This is a genomic window from Citrobacter sp. Res13-Sevr-PEB04-36 (assembly GCF_015672735.1).
Taxonomy (GTDB): Bacteria; Pseudomonadota; Gammaproteobacteria; order Enterobacterales; family Enterobacteriaceae; genus Citrobacter.
Genome location: NZ_JADABY010000043.1, coordinates 105,451 through 129,325 on the forward strand (window position 1 = coordinate 105,451; position 23,875 = coordinate 129,325).

A 23,875-nucleotide genomic window follows, 5' to 3' on the forward strand; every position below is an offset into this window, starting at 1 on the left:
GGCAGGTTAAACCGAGTATCTTTGCGAATATTTTTTCACGTTTGTGTCAAGTGGCTGTGATGCAGCAAAAAAATCGCCTTGCCCACCCGCAACTCCACGTTCTGTCAGCGTACGCCATTCGCTACGCGAACGGACGCCGGTGGCATAAACCTGCGTTGGCGTGCCTGAACAGGCCTCCACCAGGCTTTGAACCAACAGCTGGTTCTCCGTGCGCTTATCAATGTTCCGCACCAGGCTCGGATGAAGCTTCAACAATTCAACATTGAGCTCTTTAATCCAACTGGTACTTACCAACGTCAACCCTGCCTGCGTCACGGCAATACGAACACCCAGCGCATCCATCAAGCGGATGACCGGCTGTAGTCGGCTGATGTGTTGACAAACATCCGCCTCAGCAAGTTCAATAATTATGCGTTTACGCAGCGATTTTTCGCACTGCATCAAGGTATCACGCAACCAGCGCTGAAAACGCGGGCGAATAAGCGACTCGACCGTCGTCTGAATCGCCAGACTTTCCTGTGGCCAATAACCCAAAAGCAGGATCAGACGGCTAATCTGCAAACGATCGTACTCTTCCGCCAGGCCAAATTGCAGCACCATCGGCATATATTCCGCCGAGATCACCTCTTCGCTGCCATCAAAAATACGGCACATTAATTCCCGATGGTGTACTCGTCCTTCATGGGTGACTGCCGGTTTTTGATAAATCCGTGGGCCGCCCCGGCTGAGCATCTGTTCAATGAGCGTGCGCCAGCGTACATTACCCCGGCCTTTCTCTGGCAGCGAGTCGTCATAAACTGACCAACTGTTCCCGCCTTGTAAAACCGAATTACGGGTTGCCGCTTCAGCGTGCTCCATCACCTGTTCAGCTGACTGACCGCTGCGACAGACGCAAATGCCAATATGAATCATATCGGCACGATCGATTTTTTTGTTAGCCGGAAGTGCATCAACCGCTTTTAACAACTGTCCTGCAATGCTTTCCGCCTCTTTCAAGGTACGGTGCGGCAACAGGATAGCAAAATCGCTACGGTGGTAACGCGCCAGCAGCGCTCCGGGATAACGCGCAATAAAGGTCGATAATAAATTGATCAGCGCTGAGATTTGCTCTTCCGCAAGGTCGATCCCCCAGCTGTCGCGTAAAAGTGTAAAGTCCGGCAAGCGCACCATCATCACCACGCCGTGGGCGCCCACTTTTTCCTGATCTTCCAGCAGCGTCGCCAGCTGATTATCAAAGAACAGACGGTTGCTGAGCCCAGTTTTTGTATCCTGTGCCACATACGATCGAATCAGCGTATCCAGCCGGCTGCGCTGCTCGCGAGCGCTTTGAATTTCGGAGAGCAGCGTATCGAGCGCACTGCTGGTACGTGCAGGCCATTCATATACAGTTCCCCGCACGTTCGGACCACGTTCACCGTTAAGGATTCGCGTTGAACGGATCTCCAGCAGTTCCTGACCGGAAAGCTGACGCTGTAGCCAGCGCACCGACAAAAATAGCATCAGGATTATAAAACCAATCGACAGCGTGAGCGGTGCGGTGGTCATCAGCGAATGGAAATAGTTGCCCATCGGATCCTGATACACCAGGTGCAGCGACATCCCCGGGTGCTTGAGCAAAGGGACGGTGATTTCACGATACAGATTGTTTGTTCCCGCCGGGCGATAGCTGCTGACGCGGGAATGGCTATAAACCTTACTTTCCCCCTGTAGCAGCTCAACGCGAATGATATCAACCGACACCATCAGCTCATCTATTTGCGGTGTTAGGGTGACAAAATCTTTAGAGACCAGATGAGTATCGATCGCCGTCGCGACGGCCTGGACGCGACTGGTGAACTTATATTGGATCGCATTGTAGAAACTCAGCGAGCAGCCGATCAGCGTCACGAAGATCGTTAACCCTGTGAGCAAAGTCACAAAAGCTGAAAATTTCGTCGTTAATCGCATCCTTGTGTTAACTCCGACAGTTATGAATCAGGCATGAAAATAGAAAAGCGACACGAAAATGCAAAAATGAACGCGAAATCCGTCAATTTACATAAATAATGTGGGCATACTACCAAATCAGGTATATCTGGCAATTTATTGCGCAGAATCGGCATCACGTTTTGATTAGCGAGTATAGTCTTCATAATTAATTTTCCAATCCACTATATGAATTGAGGACAGGTTATGCAGGCTTTGATCTTAGAACAGCAGGACGGAAAAACCCTCGCATCCGTTCAACCCCTCGACGAAAATCAGCTACCAGAAGGCGATGTGACGGTGGATGTTCACTGGTCGAGCCTGAATTATAAAGACGCCCTGGCCATCACTGGCAAAGGAAAAATTATCCGTAATTTTCCGATGATTCCTGGTATCGATTTCGCCGGTACCGTACGCCGCAGTGAAGATCCCCGTTTTCACGCAGGCCAGGAGGTGTTACTGACCGGTTGGGGCGTAGGTGAAAACCATTGGGGCGGACTGTCCGAACGTGCACGCGTCAAAGGCGACTGGCTGGTTGCGCTGCCAAAAGGGCTGGATAGCCGCAAAGCAATGATCATCGGCACGGCCGGTTTTACCGCCATGTTGTGTGTGATGGCGCTTGAAGATGCCGGTATCCGCCCGCAGGACGGTGAGATTGTTGTCACCGGCGCCAGCGGTGGTGTGGGCAGCACTGCCGTTGCATTACTGCATAAGTTGGGGTATCAGGTTGCAGCGGTATCAGGTCGCGAAAGCACGCACGACTATCTGCGTAGTCTGGGCGCCAACCGAATCCTCGGTCGCGACGAGTTTGCTGAAACTCGCCCACTGGAAAAACAACTGTGGGCAGGCGCCATTGATACCGTTGGTGACAAAGTGCTGGCAAAAGTCCTCGCGCAGATGAATTACGGTGGCTGTGTTGCCGCCTGTGGTTTGGCTGGTGGTTTTGCGCTCCCTACTACGGTGATGCCGTTTATTCTGCGCAATGTGCGTTTACAGGGTGTCGATTCCGTCATGACGCCACCGGCGCGCCGCGCGCAAGCCTGGCAACGTCTGGTCACTGACCTGCCTGAATCCTTCTACGCCCAGGCCGCAACTGAAATTGCTCTCGCCGACGCACCGAAGTTTGCCGATGCCATCATCAATAACCAGGTGCAAGGCCGCACGCTGGTGAAGATCGTCTAATCTGCAATTTTTCGTGATAAATTCGCGATAAGCCTTTGCCTCCGTCATGCTTAGCAAAACGCATGACGGAGGATGATATGAAATCCAAAAAACTGACGGAAACCGATGTAACGGCAGAATCTGTATTTATGCTGCAACGTCGCCAGGTACTGAAAGCGCTGGGTATTAGTGCGACAGCCCTTTCCCTCTCTCCCACTGCCCAGGCTGATTTATTGGGGTGGTTCAAAGGTAATGACCGCCCGCCGGCACCAGCCGGAAAACCGCTTGATTTCACGAAACCCGCCGCCTGGCAAAATACATTACCGTTAACGCCGGAAGATAAAGTCACCGGCTACAACAACTTCTATGAATTCGGTCTCGACAAAGCAGACCCGGCAGCCAACGCGGGCAGTCTGAAAACCGATCCTTGGACGCTGAAAATTAGCGGCGAAGTGGCAAAGCCATTAACCCTCGATCACGATGCGTTGACCGCTCGTTTCCCGCTGGAAGAACGTATTTATCGCATGCGCTGCGTAGAAGCCTGGTCTATGGTTGTGCCGTGGATTGGCTTTCCTTTACATAAACTACTGGCACTGGTTGAACCCACCAGCAATGCGAAATATGTGGCGTTCGAAACGCTTTACGCACCGGATGATATGCCGGGGCAGAAAGATCGCTTTATTGGCGGGGGGCTGAAATATCCCTACGTTGAGGGATTACGCCTTGATGAAGCCATGCACCCGCTCACACTGCTCACCGTGGGCGTTTATGGCAAAGCGCTTCCCCCGCAGAATGGCGCCCCTATTCGATTAACCGTACCGTGGAAATACGGTTTTAAAGGAATTAAGTCGATAGTCAGCATTAAACTCACGCGCGATCGCCCACCAACCACCTGGAATATGGCCGCACCTAATGAGTATGGGTTTTATGCCAATGTGAATCCCGGCGTCGACCATCCTCGCTGGTCACAAGCTACTGAACGTTTTATTGGTGCAGGCGGTATCCTCGACGTACAGCGGCAACCTACTCTGCTGTTTAACGGCTATGCCGATGAGGTCGCTTCGCTTTACCGTGGCCTCAATCTGCGGGAGAATTTTTAAGTGCGCCTGACGGTAAAACACATCACCTGGCTGAAAGTTTGCCTGCATCTTGCCGGATTTTTACCTTTTGCCTGGCTCTTTTGGGCGATTAATAATGGTGGATTAAGTGCCGATCCGGTCAAAGACATCCAACACTTTACCGGTAGGACAGCTCTGAAATTCCTGTTGGCAACCTTGCTGGTCTCACCGCTGACGCGCTACGCTAAACAGCCACTATTAATACGTACCCGCCGCCTGTTAGGGCTCTGGTGTTTTGCCTGGGCGACCTTACATTTAACCAGCTATGCGTTGCTGGAGCTGGGCATTCACAATTTGGCTCTGTTGGGTCAAGAGCTAACGACGCGGCCTTATCTGATGCTGGGGATTATCAGTTGGCTCCTGCTATTTGCCCTCACACTCACCTCCACGCAGGCAGCGCAGCGGAAACTGGGCAAACGCTGGCAACTTTTACACAATTTCGTCTATCTTGTGGCGATCCTGGCACCTATTCATTACCTGTGGTCGGTGAAGATTTTATCCCCGCAACCGATCATTTATGCTGCGCTCGCCATCGTGCTTTTAGCCTGTCGTTATAAGAAGTTCCGCCAGTGGTGGCGCTAGCTTCACGATATGTGCAGTACGTTGCAAAACACAGATGAACCCACGTTCTTTACATGCAGGCGGTTGATTATCTTCCCTGATAAGACCAGTATTTAGCTGCCAATTGCTACGAAATGGTTATAATGTGCGACCTTGCTTTCCCTGGAGGCGTTTTTACAGCGCGGAAAGGGTGACAATCGGGTATTGAAGGTATATTTTGTCTTTTACCCGAAAATGGCAGAAGATAGCCACACAATGACTGGTAAGTTTTGATATCTCATTTAATGGCTGCGGCACGCAGTGCAACGCCAGAGATGGGTGATATCTTGTCACCAACAGTTATTCAAATGCTATACAGACGGCGATAAAACGCCTGTCACAATTTCACTAAACAAAGAGTACGGAACCCACTCATGGATATTCGTAAGATTAAAAAACTGATCGAGCTGGTTGAAGAATCAGGCATCTCCGAACTGGAAATTTCTGAAGGCGAAGAGTCTGTACGCATCAGCCGCGCAGCGCCAAATGCAGGTTTCCCGATGATGCAACAGGCTTATGCTGCACCAATGATGCAACAACCGGCTCTGTCTAACGCTGTCGCGCAGACTGCCGCTCCAAGCATGGAAGCTCCTGCCGCAGCGGAAATCAGTGGTCACATCGTACGTTCCCCGATGGTTGGTACTTTCTACCGCACCCCGGGCCCTGACGCCAAACCGTTTATCGAAGTGGGTCAGAAAGTGAATGCGGGCGATACCCTGTGCATCGTTGAAGCCATGAAAATGATGAACCAGATCGAAGCCGATAAATCCGGCGTGGTAAAAGCGATCCTGATCGAAAGTGGTCAACCGGTAGAATTTGACGAGCCGCTGGTCGTCATCGAGTAACGAGGCGAACATGTTGGATAAAATCGTTATCGCCAACCGTGGCGAGATTGCCCTGCGTATTCTTCGTGCCTGTAAAGAACTGGGCATCAAGACCGTCGCTGTGCACTCAAGTGCGGACCGCGATTTAAAACACGTATTACTGGCAGATGAAACGGTCTGTATTGGCCCGGCTCCGTCTGTTAAAAGCTATCTGAACATCCCGGCAATCATCAGCGCGGCTGAAATCACTGGCGCGGTGGCTATTCACCCTGGCTATGGCTTCCTGTCTGAGAACGCTAACTTTGCTGAGCAGGTAGAACGCTCTGGCTTTATCTTCATCGGTCCAAAAGCCGACACCATCCGCCTGATGGGTGACAAGGTGTCTGCAATCACCGCCATGAAGAAAGCGGGCGTCCCGACCGTTCCCGGTTCTGACGGCCCGCTGGGCGATGACATGGATGCTAACCGCGCCCATGCCAAACGCATCGGCTATCCGGTCATCATCAAAGCCTCCGGCGGCGGCGGCGGTCGCGGTATGCGCGTTGTGCGCAGCGACACCGATCTGGCGCAATCCATCGCGATGACCAAAGCTGAAGCGAAAGCCGCCTTCAGCAACGACATGGTATACATGGAGAAATACCTGGAAAATCCTCGTCACATCGAGATCCAGGTACTGGCTGACGGTCAAGGTAATGCAATCTATCTGGCAGAACGTGATTGCTCCATGCAACGTCGTCACCAGAAAGTGGTCGAAGAAGCGCCAGCACCGGGCATTACGCCTGAGCTGCGTCGTTACATCGGCGAACGTTGCGCCAAAGCCTGTGTAGATATTGGCTACCGTGGGGCAGGTACATTTGAGTTCCTGTTTGAAAACGGCGAGTTTTATTTCATTGAAATGAACACCCGTATCCAGGTAGAGCATCCGGTTACCGAAATGATCACCGGCGTTGACCTGATCAAAGAGCAGCTGCGTATCGCTGCGGGTCAGCCGCTGTCCATCACGCAGGATGAAGTTGTGGTTAAAGGCCATGCGGTAGAATGCCGTATCAACGCCGAAGACCCGAACACCTTCCTGCCAAGCCCGGGTAAAATCACGCGTTTCCACGCGCCGGGTGGCTTTGGCGTGCGCTGGGAGTCACATATTTACGCGGGCTACACCGTACCGCCGTACTACGACTCAATGATCGGCAAGCTGATTTGCTATGGCGAAAACCGTGACGTGGCCATTGCCCGTATGAAAAACGCCTTGCAGGAACTGATCATCGACGGTATCAAAACCAACGTCGATCTGCAGATCCGCATCATGAACGACGAGCATTTCCAGCGTGGTGGTTCCAATATCCACTACCTGGAGAAAAAACTCGGACTTCAGGAAAAGTAAGTACGCATAAACTGAAAAGGCCGGATCCTCCGGCCTTTTGTTTTTCTCCCCTCCGGCACGCCCCATAAGGTACAATCCCCGCTTTCTTTATCCACAAGGGACAAAAAATGGACGCTCGTTTTGTTCAGGCCCATAAAGAGGCGCGCTGGGCGCTGTGGCTGACCCTTTTCTATCTCGCTACATGGTTAGTGGCCGCTTACTTACCAGACTCTACGCTGGGCTTTACCGGCTTACCGCACTGGTTCGAAATGGCCTGTCTGCTGACACCGCTGGTTTTCATTGTACTGTGCTGGGCGATGGTGAAATTTATCTATCGCGATATTCCTCTGGAGGATGACGATGCAGCTTGAAGTGATTTTGCCGCTTGTCGCCTATCTTGTAGTGGTGTTTGGTCTCTCTGTGTACGCGATGAGAAAGAGAACGACCGGCACATTCCTGAACGAGTATTTCCTCGGCAGTCGCTCTATGGGCGGGGTCGTATTAGCCATGACGCTGACCGCAACGTACATCAGCGCAAGTTCGTTTATTGGCGGTCCTGGTGCCGCGTATAAATACGGGCTGGGATGGGTACTGTTGGCAATGATCCAACTGCCGGCCGTCTGGCTGTCGCTGGGCATCCTTGGCAAGAAATTCGCTATTCTGGCGCGACGCTATAACGCCGTCACTCTTAACGATATGTTGTATGCCCGCTATCAGAGCCGTTTGCTGGTCTGGCTGGCGAGCCTCAGCTTGTTGGTGGCTTTCGTTGGCGCAATGACCGTGCAATTCATCGGTGGCGCGCGTTTGCTGGAAACCGCAGCGGGGATCCCCTACGAAACTGGCCTGCTGATTTTTGGTATTAGCATCGCGTTATACACCGCCTTTGGCGGATTCCGCGCCAGCGTGCTCAACGACACGATGCAGGGCATGGTGATGCTAGTTGGGACGATTGTCCTGCTGGTCGGCGTTGTCCATGCGGCGGGCGGCCTTAGCAACGCAGTGGCGACGCTGCAAACCATCGATCCGAAGCTGGTGACCCCACAGGGCGCTGATGACATTCTGTCTCCGACCTTTATGACCTCATTCTGGGTATTGGTATGCTTTGGGGTGATTGGCCTACCGCATACCGCCGTGCGCTGCATCTCTTATAAAGACAGCAAGGCGGTCCATCGTGGGATTATTATTGGCACGATTGTCGTGGCGATCCTGATGTTTGGTATGCACCTGGCAGGCGCACTCGGACGCGCAGTGATCCCTGACCTGACGGTACCGGATCTGGTTATCCCTACCTTGATGGTGAAAGTTCTGCCACCGATTGCCGCCGGGATCTTTCTTGCCGCACCGATGGCTGCGATCATGTCAACGATCAATGCCCAATTGCTGCAAAGTTCCGCTACGATCATTAAAGATCTCTACCTGAATCTGCGCCCGGAACAGTTGAAAAATGAAACCCGGTTGAAACGCATGTCAGCCGTAATCACCCTGCTACTGGGCGCGTTACTGCTGCTAGCTGCCTGGAAGCCACCAGAGATGATCATCTGGCTCAACCTGCTGGCGTTTGGTGGGCTGGAGGCCGTCTTCCTGTGGCCGTTGGTACTGGGCCTGTACTGGGAGCGGGCGAACGCAGCAGGGGCATTAAGCGCCATGATTATCGGCGGAGTGCTGTACGCCATTCTCGCCACCTTTAACATTCAGTACCTGGGCTTTCATCCGATAGTGCCTTCGTTGCTGCTAAGTTTGCTGGCTTTCCTGGTCGGAAACCGTTTTGGTTCTGCCGCCCCGCAAGCCGCCATATTGACTACTGATAAATAAAGAGTTTTGCCATGCCATGGATCCAACTGAAACTGAACACCACCGGTGCTAATGCAGAAGAGCTGAGCGATGCGCTGATGGAAGCGGGTGCCGTTTCTATCACCTTCCAGGACACGCATGATACGCCGGTGTTTGAACCACTGCCGGGCGAAACCCGTCTTTGGGGTGATACCGATGTAACGGGTCTGTTCGATGCTGAAACCGACATGAAAGAAGTGGTTGCCATTCTGGAGCAACATCCGCTGCTGGGTGCAGGCTTCGTACATAAAATCGAACAACTTGAAGATAAAGACTGGGAGCGCGAATGGATGGATAACTTCCACCCAATGCGCTTTGGGGAACGTCTATGGATTTGCCCAAGCTGGCGCGATGTGCCGGATGAGAACGCCGTCAACGTGATGCTGGACCCGGGTCTGGCATTTGGTACAGGCACTCATCCTACCACATCTCTGTGTCTGCAATGGCTGGATGGTCTTGATCTGGACGGGAAGACGGTTATCGACTTTGGTTGCGGTTCCGGCATTCTGGCTATTGCAGCGCTCAAATTGGGAGCAGCAAAAGCCATCGGTGTGGATATCGATCCCCAAGCCATTCAGGCAAGCCGCGATAATGCGCAGCGTAATGGCGTTTCTGACCGCCTGGAACTGTACCTGCCACAAGACCAGCCAAAAGACATGAAAGCCGACGTAGTGGTTGCCAACATCCTTGCTGGCCCATTGCGTGAACTGGCACCGTTAATCAGCGTGCTGCCGGTTGAGGGCGGCTTACTGGGCCTTTCCGGTATTCTTGCCAGCCAGGCAGACAGCGTCTGTGAGGCCTACGCCGATCTCTTTACGCTCGATCCGGTTATCGAGAAAGAAGAGTGGTGCCGCATTACCGGTAAGAAAAAATAGTTTCTTTACGTGGCCTCCAGGCAGGCCACGCTTTTCCCGCTTTTTGTACACCAATTCGTACGTCCCCGAGCTAAAACACCCAATTAATTCATTGAAGTTAAAGAAAAAACAAACCATTCACTGAACGAATTGTATGAAAGCAACTTTTAGCAAGGTCGCGATCCTGGTGCTCAGCATTATGCCCGTGACGGTTTTTGCATCCCACTGGAGCTATGAGGGAAAAGGCTCTCCTGAGCACTGGGGCGCGCTCAGCGAGGAGTATAAAACCTGCCAGACCGGTATGAACCAATCTCCCATCAACATCGACACGACACTTACAGCGCATCTCTCGCCGCTGGACACGCACTATACCGATGGCCCGATGACGCTTTCAGAAGCACAGCTTAAAAAATTCACCCAGACTATGCATCACAATAACAACCGGCCAGAACAGCCGCTCAATGGTCGCTGATTGTCGAGTAATCCTCAGCCCCCTGCGATCATGTTCTGAAATGAGAGCATAGTCACATTATGTCGCAATAATCTGCTGATTAATTCAGCAGATTATCTTGTCAGATCGCCTGACCTCGAAGAAAAAATGAGAAGTTACGCAAAATTATATGCGTATATAAAACAGACACATTTTTATAATCCAATGATTTATATAATTAATTATTTTCATCCGTTCACATTTACGGCAATTCATTGATCCACCTCAGTGGATTGGTCAAAGTTTGGCCTTTCATCTCGTGCGAAAAATGCGTAATATACGCCGCCTTGCAGTCACAGTATGGTCATTTCTTAACTCATGCGTATCGGACAATATCAGCTCAGAAATCGCCTGATCGCAGCACCTATGGCTGGCATCACTGACAGACCATTCAGGACGCTGTGCTACGAGATGGGAGCAGGATTGACGGTATCCGAGATGATGTCTTCTAACCCGCAGGTTTGGGAAAGTGACAAGTCTCGTTTACGGATGGTGCACGTTGATGAGCCAGGAATTCGCACGGTGCAAATTGCCGGTAGCGACCCTGTTGAAATGGCCGATGCCGCACGTATTAACGTGGAAAGCGGCGCCCAAATTATTGATATCAATATGGGGTGTCCGGCTAAAAAAGTGAATCGCAAGCTTGCAGGTTCAGCCCTCTTGCAGTACCCGGATTTAGTGAAGTCGATACTAACCGAGGTCGTCAATGCAGTGGACGTTCCTGTCACTCTCAAGATTCGCACCGGCTGGGCTCCGGAACACCGTAACTGCGTAGAGATTGCCCAACTGGCTGAAGACTGTGGCATTCAGGCTCTGACCATTCATGGACGCACCCGCGCCTGTTTGTTCAATGGAGATGCTGAGTACGACAGTATTCGGGCAGTTAAGCAGAAAGTTTCCATTCCGATTATCGCGAATGGCGACATTACTGACCCGCTTAAAGCCAGAGCTGTGCTCGACTATACGGGGGCGGATGCCCTGATGATAGGCCGTGCAGCTCAGGGAAGACCCTGGATCTTTCGGGAAATCCAGCATTATCTGGACACTGGGGAGCTGCTGACCCCGCTGCCTCTGGCAGAGGTGAAGCGCTTGCTTTGTGCGCACGTTCGGGAACTGCATGACTTTTATGGTCAGGCAAAAGGGTACCGAATTGCGCGTAAACACGTATCCTGGTATCTCCAGGAACACGCTCCAAATGACCAGTTTCGGCGCACATTCAACGCCATTGAAGATTCCAGCGAACAGCTGGCGGCGTTGGAGGCATACTTCGAAAATTTTGCGTAATAGAAATAAAGAGCTGACAGAACTATGTTCGAACAACGCGTAAATTCTGACGTACTGACCGTTTCTACCGTTAACTCTCAGGATCAGGTAACTCAAAAACCCCTGCGTGACTCGGTTAAACAGGCACTGAAGAACTATTTTGCTCAACTGAATGGTCAAGATGTTAATGATCTCTATGAGCTGGTACTGGCTGAAGTAGAACAGCCCCTGTTGGACATGGTGATGCAATACACCCGCGGTAACCAGACCCGTGCTGCCCTGATGATGGGCATCAACCGTGGTACGCTGCGTAAAAAACTGAAAAAATACGGCATGAACTGATACTAATCAGCGAAATGTTTGTTTTAAAAGGCGCTACTCGGCATGGGGAAGCGCCTTTTTTATAGGCATCACACGGAGGCTTTGGCGATGAACGCAAGATGTGAACCCGTCTATTTTGGCGATGAATCGAAAAAGATAATCCACGGTGATGCGCTGACCGAACTGAAGAAACTACCATCTGCAAGCGTCGATCTCATTTTTGCCGACCCACCTTATAACATCGGTAAAGATTTTGACGGGCTGGTGGAATCCTGGGACGAAGAGACCTTTCTGGCATGGTTGTTTGAGTGCATTGATGAGTGCCATCGAATTCTCAAGCCACAGGGCACCATGTACATCATGAACAGTACGGAGAACATGCCGTATATCGACCTCAAATGCCGGCAGTTTTTTACCATAAAAAGCCGCATCGTGTGGTCCTATGATAGCTCGGGGGTACAGGCCAAAAACTTTTTTGGATCCCTGTATGAACCGATCCTGATGATGGTCAAAGACTCAAAAAATTATACCTTTAATCGTGATGACGTTCTTGTCGAGGCTAAAACCGGTGCCAAACGCGCGCTAATCGATTACCGAAAGAATCCGCCCCAGCCTTACAATCAGAAAAAGGTGCCAGGTAACGTCTGGGAATTTCCCCGCGTTCGCTATTTGATGGATGAATACGAAAATCACCCCACCCAAAAACCTCAGGCTCTGCTGGAACGCATCATTCTCGCATCCTCGAACCCAGATGAGATGGTGTTAGATCCGTTCGCGGGTAGTTTCACCACCGGCGCGACTGCGGTGGCGTTAGGTCGCAGATTTGTCGGTATTGAAATCAATGACGAATATGTAAAGATGGGGCTCAGAAGACTGAGTATTAGCTCCCACTTCTCAACAAATGACCTTGCAAAAGTAAAAAAGCGAAAGACGAAAAACTCTTCTAAAAAGAGTCGATTAGCTGAAAAGAGCGGTGTGATTTCAACAAAGTAAAAGCATTGTAAGTCTGCTTTTCAGCATGTGGATTTCGTGTATATTCCCAGCACGCTTGGGCATGAATACACAGGATTTGGTAATGATTCGCAAGTATTGGTGGCTGGTTGTTTTTGCTGTCTTCGTTTTTCTTTTTGATGCGCTACTCATACAGTGGATAGAGTTGATGACAACAGAGCACGATAAGTGTCGGAATATGAACTCGGTGAATCCCCTCAAGCTGGTCAACTGCATCGACCTTGAATAGACCATCCTCTAGCACGCGCTATACAGCTGTCAGGCCATGGCAGCTGAATGCAATCGCCTGACACTACCCTACATGATTTTCACTCTCAACAAACTGCATCACACAGCCACCGGGGCTTAGCATTTTTAATACGTTATCAACTAATATCGGTGCCTGTTCATAAAGATCATAACTGACTGGATTCATTAACCAGTTTTTTATTATCCCACTAAAGCTACCGTGCAAAATAATGAGGATGACGTCTAAATCCAGGCTCGTGGCGATAAGATTTTCATCCATACATTTCTGTAATGATTCGCGTATTCTTTGATGGCACAAGCCTATTTTATCGCGAATATCCTGCTCTGATATCATATCGTTATGAAATTCACATTTATGATATAAAATCTGCATTAATGCCTGCTGGCGAGGAATTTTTGCAATATATTGCAAACCCACGACTAATTTCTCCCGTAGCCGTTGTAAGGGGTTGTCTCCCCAACGCCCGATGAGTTGGTCCTGAATAAGATCGCGCAAGGGAGGTTGCTGCAACCAAAGCTCATTAAACAGCTGGCTCTTATTGTCGAAATGCCAGTAGATTGCACCCCGCGTCACGTTTGCGGCATCAGCAATGTCGTTAAGCGTTGTATTGCCAACGCCCCGTGCAGCAAACTGCACAATCGCCGTTTCAATCAGATGCTGCCGCGTTTTGAGGGCATCAGCTTTCGTTTTTCTCGCCATGGTTCGAATGCCTGAGACAGAGTAGAGAATGATAAACTTTCTTATCTAATATTTACTGTACGGAATTAATGTATCACTTAGCCTTTATTTAGACGAGTTCTAAAATATTTCATTACGTACGCCCCACATAAATAAACAAGATGAATAAAACAAAACAATACATTCACATATATGATGATGATTTCAATATGTGTTAATGCAAGTCATAACATGACTAATCTTCTCTTAATGAAAGGGCAGTTGTTTCTTCTTTTTTTGTTTTTATGTGCCGTGTAATACGCGGCAAAATAAGTATTGCTTACATCGCAAGCTAATTATTTGTAGGATAGCCAACTATTATTTTTTATTTGTGCGCGTTATCGCCCTGCCATTACTCCGGTAAATAACGAGCTTTCGGTTCTTTAAGGAATAGAAATGACGAAAACTGCCAGGTTCTCGCTCCTGCCCTCATTCATCATCATCTCCGCTGCATTACTCGCCGGTTGTAACGATCAGGGTGACACACAGGCTCATCCCACTGAGCCACAGGTGACTGTCCATGTTGTCGAGTCGGCCCCCTTAGCCGTGACGACAGAATTACCGGGACGTACAAGCGCATTTCGTATTGCAGAAGTCCGCCCCCAGGTTAGCGGGATTGTACTCAAAAGAAATTTCACCGAAGGCAGCGATGTTGAAGCAGGCCAGTCGCTTTATCAGATCGATCCTGCAACCTATCAGGCTGACTACGACAGCGCCAAAGGCGAACTGGCAAAAAGTGAAGCCGCAGCGGCAATCGCGCACTTAACCGTAAAACGCTATGTTCCACTGGTCGGAACAAAATACATCAGTCAGCAAGAATACGATCAGGCTATTGCTGACGCACGTCAGGCCGATGCCTCGGTTATTGCAGCCAAAGCGGCTGTCGAAAGCGCGCGTATTAACCTTGCTTACACCAAAGTGACCTCACCTATTAGCGGACGCATCGGTAAATCTAGCGTCACCGAAGGTGCGCTGGTCACTAATGGTCAGGCAACAGCGCTCGCTACCGTGCAACAACTCGATCCTATTTATGTCGACGTGACGCAGTCCAGTAACGACTTTATGCGCCTCAAGCAGTCCATTGCACAAGGCAGTCTGCATAAAGACAACACCAGCAGCACCGTCGAGTTGGTGATGGAGAATGGCCAGTCATATCCACTGAAAGGCACGTTGCAGTTTTCTGATGTGACGGTTGATGAAAGCACCGGATCAATCACCCTCAGAGCCGTGTTCCCTAACCCGCAGCACACTCTGCTGCCCGGCATGTTTGTGCGCGCACGTGTTGATGAAGGCGTTCAACCCAATGCGATCCTTGTTCCGCAACAAGGAGTAACGCGTACGCCGCGTGGCGACGCCACTGTGATGGTTGTCAATGACAAGAGTCAGGTTGAAGCTCGTCCGGTCGTCGCCGTGCAAGCTATTGGTGATAAGTGGCTGATTAGTGAAGGCTTACAGTCGGGTGACAAAGTCATCGTGAGTGGTTTACAGAAAGCGCGCCCAGGCGTGCAGGTTAAAGCCACCACCGATGCCCCGGCTGCGGCTACAGCGCAATAAGGTAACCGGACATGGCAAACTTTTTTATTAGGCGTCCAATCTTTGCCTGGGTACTGGCCATCATTTTGATGATGGCGGGTGCGTTGGCAATCATGCAACTGCCCGTGGCGCAATACCCTACCATCGCGCCCCCTGCCGTTGCGATTACCGCAACCTACCCAGGTGCGGATGCACAAACGGTACAGGACACCGTCACACAGGTTATCGAACAAAACATGAACGGCATCGATAACCTGATGTATATGTCATCCACCAGCGACTCCGCCGGGAGCGTGACCATCACGCTGACGTTCCAGTCCGGAACCGATCCCGATATTGCCCAGGTGCAGGTGCAAAACAAACTGCAGCTCGCAACCCCTTTACTGCCGCAGGAAGTCCAGCAGCAGGGTATCGGCGTTGAGAAATCGAGCAGCAGCTTTTTGATGGTCGCGGGCTTTGTTTCTGACAATCCACAGACCACGCAGGACGACATCTCAGACTATGTCGCCTCTAACGTTAAAGACTCAATCAGCCGTTTGAACGGTGTGGGCGACGTGCAACTGTTTGGTGCACAGTACGCCATGCGTATCTGGCTGGATGCGAATTTGTTGAACAAATACCAGCTCACACCAGTTGATGTCATCAACCAGTTAAAGGTGCAGAACAACCAGATAGCCGCAGGTCAGTTAGGGGGGACGCCTGCATTACCTAATCAACAGCTTAACGCCTCGATCATTGCGCAAACACGACTGAAAGATCCACAAGAGTTCGGCAAAGTGACCTTACGCGTGAACAGCGACGGCTCTGTTGTCCATCTGAAGGATGTAGCACGCATTGAGCTGGGTGGTGAAAACTACAACGTCGTTGCCCGTATTAACGGTAAACCGGCATCCGGCCTTGGCATTAAGCTGGCAACTGGAGCAAACGCGCTGGATACCGCCAACGCAATTAAAGCTAAACTGGTTGAACTGCAACCGTTCTTCCCGCAGGGTATGAAAGTTGTTTACCCGTACGACACCACGCCGTTCGTCACCATCTCCATTCATGAGGTGGTGAAAACACTGTTTGAAGCGATCGTGCTGGTGTTCCTGGTGATGTACCTGTTCCTGCAAAACATCCGCGCCACGCTCATTCCAACCATCGCCGTTCCCGTCGTACTGTTGGGAACCTTTGCCGTACTGGCAGCATTTGGCTACTCGATAAACACCCTGACGATGTTCGGGATGGTGCTCGCCATCGGTTTGTTGGTCGATGATGCGATTGTGGTGGTCGAGAACGTTGAACGCGTGATGATGGAAGAAAATTTGCCCCCCAAAGAGGCGACGGAGAAATCCATGTCGCAGATTCAGGGGGCGCTGGTGGGTATCGCCATGGTGCTGTCAGCGGTGTTTATCCCGATGGCCTTCTTTGGCGGCTCCACTGGTGCGATTTACCGCCAGTTCTCTATCACCATCGTTTCTGCTATGGCGCTTTCCGTACTGGTAGCATTGATTCTGACCCCTGCTCTTTGTGCCACATTGCTCAAACCGGTGTCAGCGGAGCATCACGAGAAAAAAAGCGGCTTCTTTGGCTGGTTTAATGCGAAGTTCGATCACAGCGTCAACCACTATACCAATAGCGTCAGTGGTATTGTCCGTAAAACCGGACGTTATCTTATCGTTTACCTGATCATTGTTGTTGGAATGGCGGTGTTGTTTATGCGCCTGCCAACTTCCTTCCTCCCAGAAGAAGATCAGGGCGTATTCCTGACGATGATTCAGCTGCCGGCTGGCGCAACGCAGGAACGCACCCAAAAGGTTCTTGATCAGGTGACCAACTACTACCTGAATAATGAGAAAGCTAATGTCGAAAGCGTCTTTACAGTTAACGGCTTCAGCTTCAGCGGACAGGGGCAAAACTCAGGGATGGCATTTGTCAGCCTCAAGCCTTGGGAAGAACGTAGCGGGAAGGAGAATAACGTTGAATCGGTTATTGCCCGTGCGACCCGCGCTTTCAGCCAGATTCGCGACGGTCTGGTGTTCCCCTTCAACATGCCAGCCATTGTTGAATTGGGCACGGCAACCGGCTTTGACTTTGAGCTGATTGACCAAGGGGGGCTGGGGCACACGGCCTTGACTCAGGCACGTAATCAGCTAATGGGGATGGTTGCACAACATCCGGATCTGCTGGTTCGCGTACGTCCTAACGGCCTGGAAGATACCGCACAGTTCAAGCTGGATGTTGATCAAGAAAAAGCACAAGCGCTGGGAGTTTCCTTATCTGATATTAATGAAACCATCTCCGCAGCGCCGGGCGGTTATTACGTCAATGACTTCATTGACCGTGGCCGCGTGAAAAAAGTGTACGTCCAGGCTGATGCAAAATTCCGTATGTTGCCGGAAGACATCAATAATCTGTATGTTCGCAGCGCCAACAGCGAAATGGTGCCATTCTCAACATTTAGCTCTTCTCAATGGGTTTATGGCTCGCCGCGACTGGAACGTTACAACGGTATGCCATCAATGGAGTTACTGGGAGAAGCCGCGCCGGGTAGAAGTACCGGTGAAGCCATGGCAATGATGGAAAGCCTGGCAGAAAAACTGCCAACCGGCATCGGTCATGACTGGACTGGCATGTCTTACCAGGAACGACTGTCAGGTAACCAGGCTCCCGCGTTGTATGCCATTTCGTTAATCGTTGTCTTCCTTTGCCTTGCCGCATTGTATGAGAGCTGGTCGATTCCATTCTCCGTCATGCTCGTGGTACCGCTCGGTGTTGTTGGTGCGTTATTAGCCGCATCGCTGCGTGGAATGAATAACGATGTGTACTTCCAGGTTGGTCTGCTTACCACCATCGGCCTCTCAGCCAAAAACGCCATACTGATTGTGGAGTTTGCCAAAGACCTGATGGACAAAGAGGGCAAAGGCTTGATTGAGGCGACGCTGGAAGCCTCCCGCATGCGTCTCCGCCCTATCCTGATGACTTCACTAGCTTTTATTCTGGGAGTTATGCCGCTGGTAATCAGTCGCGGCGCAGGTAGTGGCGCACAAAATGCGGTCGGTACAGGCGTTATGGGGGGGATGCTCACCGCCACATTGCTAGCTATCTTCTTCGTACCCGTCTTCTTTGTTGTCGTTAGGCGACGTTTTAGTCGACACAACGATTAAATTGTAAAATAAAGGCGTCTACGGACGCCTTTTTACCAGATATTGAGATCTTTATTTATTAATAAGATAGCAATTTATTTTTTCCCACCTGTCACCGCAAAGCATCCATTGCCCTCTAATTTATTCATTATGTTTACAAACCACACGAATTGAGATTATTCCTCATGTCAGTCTTTTTTTAAGAGGTGGTAAAATAGTTCTCGATTTCGCAGATAGCTTTGCGTTTGTCTTTGCTTTATTAGCGAAACGTTTATTTTAGAGGTAACACCATGAAAAGATTAATTTCCGTTGCATTGCTGACAGCATTACTGGCAGGCTGTGCACACGATTCTCCTTGCGTACCTGTCTATGACGATCAGGGCCGCCTGGTTCATACCAATACCTGTATGAAAGGTACCACGCAGGATAACTGGGAAACAGCAGGTGCAATCGCCGGGGGTGCTGCTGCCATTGCCGGTCTGACGCTTGGGATCGTTGCCCTGACCAAATGAATCCTCTTAAAAGCGCGGTACCTGCCGCGCTTTTAGTCATAAAGATAAATCTTTATATAAGACATAACGTTGGTGTTCGGTATCTATCATAGAATAATATTATTATAGATTTCTCTCACATATCCACGACGTAAAATTAGCATTTTTTGTATTCTTCGTAACAGCACGTCTTCCTGTCATTATTCTCACGCCCTCAATATTACCGCCCGAAATCGTTATCACGCGTCCTGTCTTAATTTTTAATTTTTTGCGCTGAAATGTGGCTTACGTTTCAATTTTGCACCACTTCAGGGCGCTGTATTTATTTTTTCCTGTCTACACTCTGCATATTGCGTCGAATATTCGGTCGCAAAAAACTGGCACTACCTTTGCTTAGAAGAGTATGGCCAAAGCCACAGACAGGTAAAAGACGTTTTTAGAACGTCTCCATAACAATAATTCCTCCACACAGGATGCTCTATGAAAAAGATGATAATAGCCAGCCTGGCTGCGGCCGGCGTGATGCTTGCGATTGCAAATCAGGCACATGCCGGCGCAACGCTTGATGCCGTAAAGAAAAAAGGATTTGTACAATGTGGTATCAGTGATGGTTTACCTGGCTTTTCTTACGCCGATGCGAGCGGCAAATTTTCGGGTATTGATGTCGATGTTTGCCGTGGTGTTGCCTCTGCTGTATTCGGTGATGACACAAAAGTAAAATATACCCCACTCACCGCCAAAGAACGCTTCACGGCTTTACAGTCTGGCGAAGTCGATCTGCTTTCACGTAATACCACCTGGACTTCCTCTCGTGATGCAGGCATGGGCATGTCCTTTACCGGCGTAACGTATTACGATGGCATTGGTTTTCTCACCCACAATAAAGCTGGTCTGAAGAGTGCTAAAGAACTGGATGGCGCAACGGTGTGTATTCAGGCTGGTACAGATACCGAACTGAACGTGGCCGATTACTTTAAGGCCAATAATATGAAGTACACCCCCGTCACCTTTGATCGCTCGGATGAATCAGCTAAAGCCCTCGAATCTGGACGCTGCGATACGCTGGCTTCCGACCAGTCTCAGTTGTACGCCCTGCGAATCAAACTGAGCAATCCTGCGGAGTGGATTGTCCTGCCAGAAGTTATTTCTAAAGAACCGCTTGGACCTGTCGTGCGCCGTGGTGATGACGAGTGGTTTTCCATTGTTCGCTGGACACTGTTCGCCATGCTGAACGCTGAAGAGATGGGCGTTAACTCGAAAAACGTTGATGAAAAAGCAGCTAACCCGGCAACACCGGATATGGCTCACCTGCTAGGCAAAGAAGGTGACTACGGCAAGGATCTGAAGCTCGATAACAAATGGGCTTACCATATTATTAAGCAGGTAGGAAATTACGCAGAGATCTTTGAACGTAACGTGGGATCGGAAAGCCCGCTGAAGATCAAACGCGGACAGAACAACCTCTGGAATAACGGCGGCATCCAGTACGCACCGCCAGTGCGCTAATTCGTAGCGATGTAACGGGCGCCGCAGGTGCGGCGCTCAACCCAGAGTCATAGTTACCGAGGTCTTCTTATGCCCCATCGCCGCTCAAGCGTAAAAGGATCATTCTCCTTTTCTAACCCTGCGGTCCGCGCCTGGTTATTTCAAATACTTGCCGTCATTGTGGTTGTCAGCATTGCGGTCTATCTCATTCATAACACGATTAATAACCTGAGCAGCCGCGGTATAACCTCGGGATTTTCTTTTCTCGATCGCAGTGCCGGATTTGGCATCGTTCAGCACCTGATTGATTACGAGCAGGGCGATACCTACGGTCGGGTCTTTCTGGTCGGCCTACTCAATACGCTGTTAGTCTCTGCTTTGTGCATCGTTTTCGCATCGTTCCTCGGCTTCTTTCTTGGACTGGCGCGACTGTCTGATAACTGGTTACTACGCAAGCTCTCGACGATTTATATCGAAACGTTCCGCAATATTCCCCCACTGCTGCAAATTTTCTTCTGGTATTTTGCTGTATTACGTAATTTGCCCGGCCCTCGCCAGGCGGTTAACGCATTAGATCTCGCCTTCCTGAGCAACCGCGGGCTCTATATTCCGTCGCCCCAGATGGGAGAGGGTCTTGTTGCTTTTTGCGTCGCCGTCCTGATTGCTATCGTCACCACCATTGGGCTATTCCGCTTTAACAAAATGCACCAGACCAAAACGGGTCAACTACGTCGGACCTGGCCTACGGCTCTGGCGCTGATCGTGTTTTTACCGATGATTTCACAGTGGATCTTTGGCGCAGCGCTCCACTGGGATATCCCTGAACTACGTGGCTTTAACTTCCGTGGTGGTATGGTACTTATTCCAGAACTGGCGGCACTGACGCTGGCGCTTTCGGTGTATACCTCCGCATTTATTGCAGAAATTATTCGCGCTGGTATTCAGGCTGTGCCTTATGGTCAGCATGAAGCAGCACGCTCGCTAGGGCTGCCAAATCCAGTAACGCTTCGCCAGGTTATCATCCCGCAGGCGCTGCGCGTCATCATTCCCCCACTGACCAGCCAGTACTTGAATATCGTTAAAAACTCCTCTCTGGCTGCGGCAATCGGCTACCCGGATATGGTTTCACTGTTTGCCGGAACCGTACTTAACCAAACAGGGCAAGCCATTGAAACCATCGCTATTACCATGTCTGTGTATCTAATCATCAGCCTAAGCATTTCTCTGCTGATGAATATTTATAACCGCAGAATTGCACTGATTGAGCGCTAAGGAGCCACGATGACAAAAGCACTGCTGTCTCACCCTGCGCGCCAGAACAGTCATCACGCAGGACGCGTTATTTTGTGGGTACGTAAAAATCTGTTCTCTAGTTGGTCAAATAGCCTGTTGACGCTGTTTTGTATGTGGCTAATGTGGGAATTTATTCCTCCCTTGCTTAACTGGGCATTTCTACAGGCTAACTGGGTAGGGTCTACCCGGGCAGACTGTACGAAGGCAGGAGCCTGCTGGGTGTTTATTCATGAACGCTTTGGCCAATTCATGTATGGACTCTATCCGCACGATCAGCGCTGGCGGGTAAATCTGGCCCTGATTATCGGTTTGCTTTCTATCGCACCTATGTTCTTGAAAGCCATGTCCCACCGTGGCCGCTATATCGCCGCCTGGGCAGTGGTGTATCCCCTTGTGGTCTGGTGGTTGATGTACGGTGGTTTTTTGGGACTAGATCGCGTAGAAACCCGGCAGTGGGGGGGATTAACGCTAACCCTGATCATCGCATCCGTCGGTATTGCCGGTGCGCTTCCTTGGGGGATTTTACTCGCATTAGGTCGTCGTTCTCATATGCCCATCGTGCGGGTTTTATCGGTTCTTTTCATTGAATTCTGGCGTGGAGTACCGCTGATCACCGTCCTGTTTATGTCCTCGGTGATGCTCCCGCTATTTATGTCAGAAGGTACCAGTATCGACAAACTGATTCGCGCGCTGGTCGGTGTGATCCTTTTCCAGTCAGCCTATGTCGCAGAGGTAGTGCGCGGGGGATTACAGGCTCTACCAAAGGGTCAGTATGAAGCTGCCGAGTCACTGGCGCTAGGGTACTGGAAAACGCAGGGGCTGGTTATTCTTCCCCAAGCGCTTAAGTTGGTTATTCCCGGTCTGGTCAACACGATTATCGCGCTGTTTAAGGATACCAGTCTGGTCATCATCATCGGCCTTTTTGATCTCTTCAGTAGCGTACAACAAGCAACTGTCGATCCCACCTGGCTGGGGATGTCGACGGAAGGCTACGTTTTTGCCGCGCTGATTTACTGGATTTTCTGTTTCAGCATGTCTCGTTACAGCCAGCATCTGGAAAAACGTTTTAACACCGGGCGTACACCGCACTGAGGAATTTATGAGCCAATTATTAATGCCGTCTACGGACGCAATGATTACGCTGGAAAACGTCAACAAGTGGTATGGGCAGTTTCATGTTCTTAAGAATATTAACCTGAAGGTAAAGCAGGGGGAGCGTATCGTATTGTGCGGGCCTTCTGGATCAGGTAAATCAACAACTATCCGCTGTATTAATCATCTGGAAGAGCATCAGCAAGGACGCATTGTGGTTGATGGGATTGAGCTCAACGAAGACATCCGCAATATTGAGCGCGTCAGGCAAGAAGTCGGCATGGTCTTTCAACACTTTAATCTCTTCCCTCATTTGACAGTCCTGCAAAACTGCACATTGGCCCCCATTTGGGTTCACAAGATGGCAAAGAAAGAGGCTGAAGTGCTGGCTATGCACTATCTTGAACGGGTTCGTATTGCAGAACATGCGCATAAATTCCCGGGACAAATTTCCGGAGGGCAGCAGCAGCGCGTGGCTATTGCGCGATCACTGTGTATGAAACCCAAAATCATGTTGTTTGACGAACCCACTTCGGCGTTGGATCCTGAAATGGTGAAAGAAGTGTTGGATACCATGATTGGTCTGGCGCAATCAGGAATGACAATGCTTTGTGTCACCCATGAAATGGGTTTTGCCCGTACGGTCGCGGACAGAGTAATCTTTATGGACCTTGGCGAAATTGTAGAACAAGCGCCCCCGGATGAGTTTTTTGCTAATCCACGTTCTGAACGTACGCGTGCGTTTTTATCCCAGGTTATCCATTAAATTCGCTGGCCGGATAAAGATCCGGTGGTTTTTTGATTCGTATAACGCAAAAAGGCCATCCTTTCGGATGGCCTTTTCACTTATTTGATGTCTGGCAGTTCCCTACTCTCGCATGGGGAGACCCCACACTACCATCGGCGCTACGGCGTTTCACTTCTGAGTTCGGCATGGGGTCAGGTGGGACCACCGCGCTACAGCCGCCAGACAAATTCTTTTCTACGTGCCGAACTTTAACCTAAAAACTGGTGCTGATACCCAGAGTCGAACTGGGGACCTCACCCTTACCAAGGGTGCGCTCTACCAACTGAGCCATATCAGCACACTAA

At 50.4% G+C, this 23,875-nt stretch carries 21 protein-coding genes, 1 tRNA gene, 1 rRNA gene and 1 pseudogene; 20 read left to right on the plus strand and 4 right to left on the minus strand.

Going from position 1 to position 23,875, the window contains the following annotated elements; all coding sequences use genetic code 11:
• Positions 1 to 6: 6 nt before the first annotated feature.
• Positions 7 to 1,947, minus strand: a complete 1,941-nt coding sequence (csrD, locus tag IMQ48_RS13205; RefSeq protein ID WP_196209395.1) for an RNase E specificity factor CsrD — start codon at positions 1,945 to 1,947, stop codon at positions 7 to 9.
• Positions 1,948 to 2,172: 225 nt separating this feature from the next.
• On the opposite strand from csrD, the gene IMQ48_RS13210 reads away from it, so the two are divergent.
• From IMQ48_RS13210 to IMQ48_RS13270, 13 genes and pseudogenes are all read left to right on the plus strand, one after another.
• Positions 2,173 to 3,147: an MDR family oxidoreductase gene (locus IMQ48_RS13210; protein WP_196209396.1), complete on the plus strand. Its 975-nt coding sequence runs from the start codon at positions 2,173 to 2,175 to the stop codon at positions 3,145 to 3,147.
• Positions 3,148 to 3,224: 77 nt separating this feature from the next.
• A complete protein-coding gene (gene msrP / locus IMQ48_RS13215; protein ID WP_196209397.1) occupies positions 3,225 to 4,226 on the plus strand; it encodes a protein-methionine-sulfoxide reductase catalytic subunit MsrP in 1,002 nt (333 codons plus the stop codon).
• On the plus strand, positions 4,227 to 4,826 hold the full coding sequence (gene msrQ / locus IMQ48_RS13220; protein ID WP_196209398.1) for a protein-methionine-sulfoxide reductase heme-binding subunit MsrQ: 600 nt from the start codon (positions 4,227 to 4,229) through the stop codon (positions 4,824 to 4,826).
• A gap of 392 nt (positions 4,827 to 5,218) precedes the next feature.
• A complete protein-coding gene (gene accB, locus IMQ48_RS13225) occupies positions 5,219 to 5,689 on the plus strand; it encodes an acetyl-CoA carboxylase biotin carboxyl carrier protein (protein WP_196209399.1) in 471 nt (156 codons plus the stop codon).
• 10 nt (positions 5,690 to 5,699) lie between these two features.
• Positions 5,700 to 7,049: an acetyl-CoA carboxylase biotin carboxylase subunit gene (gene accC, locus IMQ48_RS13230; RefSeq protein WP_196209400.1), complete on the plus strand. Its 1,350-nt coding sequence runs from the start codon at positions 5,700 to 5,702 to the stop codon at positions 7,047 to 7,049.
• A gap of 107 nt (positions 7,050 to 7,156) precedes the next feature.
• Positions 7,157 to 7,399 carry a YhdT family protein gene (locus IMQ48_RS13235; protein ID WP_096755460.1) on the plus strand — a complete coding sequence of 81 codons (243 nt, stop codon included), beginning with the start codon at positions 7,157 to 7,159 and terminating at the stop codon, positions 7,397 to 7,399.
• Entirely contained in the window at positions 7,389 to 8,840 is a 1,452-nt protein-coding gene (panF, locus tag IMQ48_RS13240) for a sodium/pantothenate symporter (RefSeq protein WP_196209401.1), read from the plus strand. The genes IMQ48_RS13235 and panF overlap by 11 nt, the downstream gene beginning before the upstream one ends.
• 11 nt (positions 8,841 to 8,851) lie before the next feature.
• Complete coding sequence (gene prmA / locus IMQ48_RS13245) at positions 8,852 to 9,733, plus strand: 50S ribosomal protein L11 methyltransferase (RefSeq protein WP_196209402.1); 882 nt, start codon at positions 8,852 to 8,854, stop codon at positions 9,731 to 9,733.
• A 133-nt stretch (positions 9,734 to 9,866) separates the two neighbouring features.
• Positions 9,867 to 10,103: pseudogene (locus IMQ48_RS13250) on the plus strand (carbonic anhydrase); the annotation flags it as partial.
• A 417-nt stretch (positions 10,104 to 10,520) separates the two neighbouring features.
• Entirely contained in the window at positions 10,521 to 11,486 is a 966-nt protein-coding gene (dusB, locus tag IMQ48_RS13255; protein WP_196209403.1) for a tRNA dihydrouridine synthase DusB, read from the plus strand.
• 24 nt (positions 11,487 to 11,510) lie between these two features.
• A complete protein-coding gene (fis, locus tag IMQ48_RS13260) occupies positions 11,511 to 11,807 on the plus strand; it encodes a DNA-binding transcriptional regulator Fis (RefSeq protein ID WP_000462905.1) in 297 nt (98 codons plus the stop codon).
• Positions 11,808 to 11,894: 87 nt separating this feature from the next.
• Complete coding sequence (yhdJ, locus tag IMQ48_RS13265; RefSeq protein WP_196209415.1) at positions 11,895 to 12,779, plus strand: adenine-specific DNA-methyltransferase; 885 nt, start codon at positions 11,895 to 11,897, stop codon at positions 12,777 to 12,779.
• Between the two features lie 82 nt (positions 12,780 to 12,861).
• On the plus strand, positions 12,862 to 13,026 hold the full coding sequence (locus IMQ48_RS13270) for a DUF2556 family protein (protein WP_048213464.1): 165 nt from the start codon (positions 12,862 to 12,864) through the stop codon (positions 13,024 to 13,026).
• A 63-nt stretch (positions 13,027 to 13,089) separates the two neighbouring features.
• Here IMQ48_RS13270 and envR read toward each other — a convergent pair whose 3' ends face one another.
• Positions 13,090 to 13,746 carry an acrEF/envCD operon transcriptional regulator gene (gene envR, locus IMQ48_RS13275; RefSeq protein WP_196209404.1) on the minus strand — a complete coding sequence of 219 codons (657 nt, stop codon included), beginning with the start codon at positions 13,744 to 13,746 and terminating at the stop codon, positions 13,090 to 13,092.
• A 414-nt stretch (positions 13,747 to 14,160) separates the two neighbouring features.
• On the opposite strand from envR, the gene IMQ48_RS13280 reads away from it, so the two are divergent.
• The 7 genes from IMQ48_RS13280 (at position 14,161) to IMQ48_RS13310 (ending at position 23,549) form a co-directional block, all read left to right on the plus strand.
• Entirely contained in the window at positions 14,161 to 15,318 is a 1,158-nt protein-coding gene (locus IMQ48_RS13280; RefSeq protein WP_196209405.1) for an efflux RND transporter periplasmic adaptor subunit, read from the plus strand.
• 11 nt (positions 15,319 to 15,329) lie between these two features.
• Positions 15,330 to 18,443, plus strand: coding sequence for an efflux RND transporter permease subunit (locus IMQ48_RS13285; RefSeq protein WP_196209406.1), 3,114 nt, complete (start codon positions 15,330 to 15,332; stop codon positions 18,441 to 18,443).
• A gap of 269 nt (positions 18,444 to 18,712) precedes the next feature.
• Positions 18,713 to 18,934, plus strand: a complete 222-nt coding sequence (locus tag IMQ48_RS13290; protein ID WP_096755452.1) for a lipoprotein — start codon at positions 18,713 to 18,715, stop codon at positions 18,932 to 18,934.
• A gap of 459 nt (positions 18,935 to 19,393) precedes the next feature.
• Complete coding sequence (locus tag IMQ48_RS13295) at positions 19,394 to 20,419, plus strand: amino acid ABC transporter substrate-binding protein (protein WP_196209407.1); 1,026 nt, start codon at positions 19,394 to 19,396, stop codon at positions 20,417 to 20,419.
• Between the two features lie 69 nt (positions 20,420 to 20,488).
• Positions 20,489 to 21,670 (plus strand): amino acid ABC transporter permease, encoded by a 1,182-nt coding sequence (locus IMQ48_RS13300; protein WP_196209408.1) that lies wholly within the window; start codon positions 20,489 to 20,491, stop codon positions 21,668 to 21,670.
• Between the two features lie 9 nt (positions 21,671 to 21,679).
• Entirely contained in the window at positions 21,680 to 22,783 is a 1,104-nt protein-coding gene (locus IMQ48_RS13305; RefSeq protein ID WP_196209409.1) for an amino acid ABC transporter permease, read from the plus strand.
• Between the two features lie 7 nt (positions 22,784 to 22,790).
• Complete coding sequence (locus IMQ48_RS13310) at positions 22,791 to 23,549, plus strand: amino acid ABC transporter ATP-binding protein (RefSeq protein WP_196209410.1); 759 nt, start codon at positions 22,791 to 22,793, stop codon at positions 23,547 to 23,549.
• A gap of 89 nt (positions 23,550 to 23,638) precedes the next feature.
• Here the strand turns inward: IMQ48_RS13310 and rrf are convergent.
• Positions 23,639 to 23,754, minus strand: a 5S ribosomal RNA gene (gene rrf / locus IMQ48_RS13315).
• Between the two features lie 38 nt (positions 23,755 to 23,792).
• Positions 23,793 to 23,868, minus strand: a tRNA-Thr gene (locus IMQ48_RS13320).
• Between the last annotated feature and the right edge of the window lie 7 nt (positions 23,869 to 23,875).

Excerpts from the sequence above, each read along its gene's own strand:
- csrD (WP_196209395.1), bottom strand. The coding sequence starts at position 1,947 with ATGCGATTAACGACGAAATTTTCAGCTTTTGTGACTTTGCTCACAGGG.
- IMQ48_RS13210 (WP_196209396.1), top strand. The coding sequence starts at position 2,173 with ATGCAGGCTTTGATCTTAGAACAGCAGGACGGAAAAACCCTCGCATCC.
- msrP (WP_196209397.1), top strand. The coding sequence starts at position 3,225 with ATGAAATCCAAAAAACTGACGGAAACCGATGTAACGGCAGAATCTGTA.
- accB (WP_196209399.1), top strand. The coding sequence starts at position 5,219 with ATGGATATTCGTAAGATTAAAAAACTGATCGAGCTGGTTGAAGAATCA.
- accC (WP_196209400.1), top strand. The coding sequence starts at position 5,700 with ATGTTGGATAAAATCGTTATCGCCAACCGTGGCGAGATTGCCCTGCGT.
- IMQ48_RS13235 (WP_096755460.1), top strand. The coding sequence starts at position 7,157 with ATGGACGCTCGTTTTGTTCAGGCCCATAAAGAGGCGCGCTGGGCGCTG.
- panF (WP_196209401.1), top strand. The coding sequence starts at position 7,389 with ATGCAGCTTGAAGTGATTTTGCCGCTTGTCGCCTATCTTGTAGTGGTG.
- prmA (WP_196209402.1), top strand. The coding sequence starts at position 8,852 with ATGCCATGGATCCAACTGAAACTGAACACCACCGGTGCTAATGCAGAA.
- dusB (WP_196209403.1), top strand. The coding sequence starts at position 10,521 with ATGCGTATCGGACAATATCAGCTCAGAAATCGCCTGATCGCAGCACCT.
- fis (WP_000462905.1), top strand. The coding sequence starts at position 11,511 with ATGTTCGAACAACGCGTAAATTCTGACGTACTGACCGTTTCTACCGTT.
- yhdJ (WP_196209415.1), top strand. The coding sequence starts at position 11,895 with ATGAACGCAAGATGTGAACCCGTCTATTTTGGCGATGAATCGAAAAAG.
- IMQ48_RS13270 (WP_048213464.1), top strand. The coding sequence starts at position 12,862 with ATGATTCGCAAGTATTGGTGGCTGGTTGTTTTTGCTGTCTTCGTTTTT.
- envR (WP_196209404.1), bottom strand. The coding sequence starts at position 13,746 with ATGGCGAGAAAAACGAAAGCTGATGCCCTCAAAACGCGGCAGCATCTG.
- IMQ48_RS13280 (WP_196209405.1), top strand. The coding sequence starts at position 14,161 with ATGACGAAAACTGCCAGGTTCTCGCTCCTGCCCTCATTCATCATCATC.
- IMQ48_RS13285 (WP_196209406.1), top strand. The coding sequence starts at position 15,330 with ATGGCAAACTTTTTTATTAGGCGTCCAATCTTTGCCTGGGTACTGGCC.
- IMQ48_RS13290 (WP_096755452.1), top strand. The coding sequence starts at position 18,713 with ATGAAAAGATTAATTTCCGTTGCATTGCTGACAGCATTACTGGCAGGC.
- IMQ48_RS13295 (WP_196209407.1), top strand. The coding sequence starts at position 19,394 with ATGAAAAAGATGATAATAGCCAGCCTGGCTGCGGCCGGCGTGATGCTT.
- IMQ48_RS13300 (WP_196209408.1), top strand. The coding sequence starts at position 20,489 with ATGCCCCATCGCCGCTCAAGCGTAAAAGGATCATTCTCCTTTTCTAAC.
- IMQ48_RS13305 (WP_196209409.1), top strand. The coding sequence starts at position 21,680 with ATGACAAAAGCACTGCTGTCTCACCCTGCGCGCCAGAACAGTCATCAC.
- IMQ48_RS13310 (WP_196209410.1), top strand. The coding sequence starts at position 22,791 with ATGAGCCAATTATTAATGCCGTCTACGGACGCAATGATTACGCTGGAA.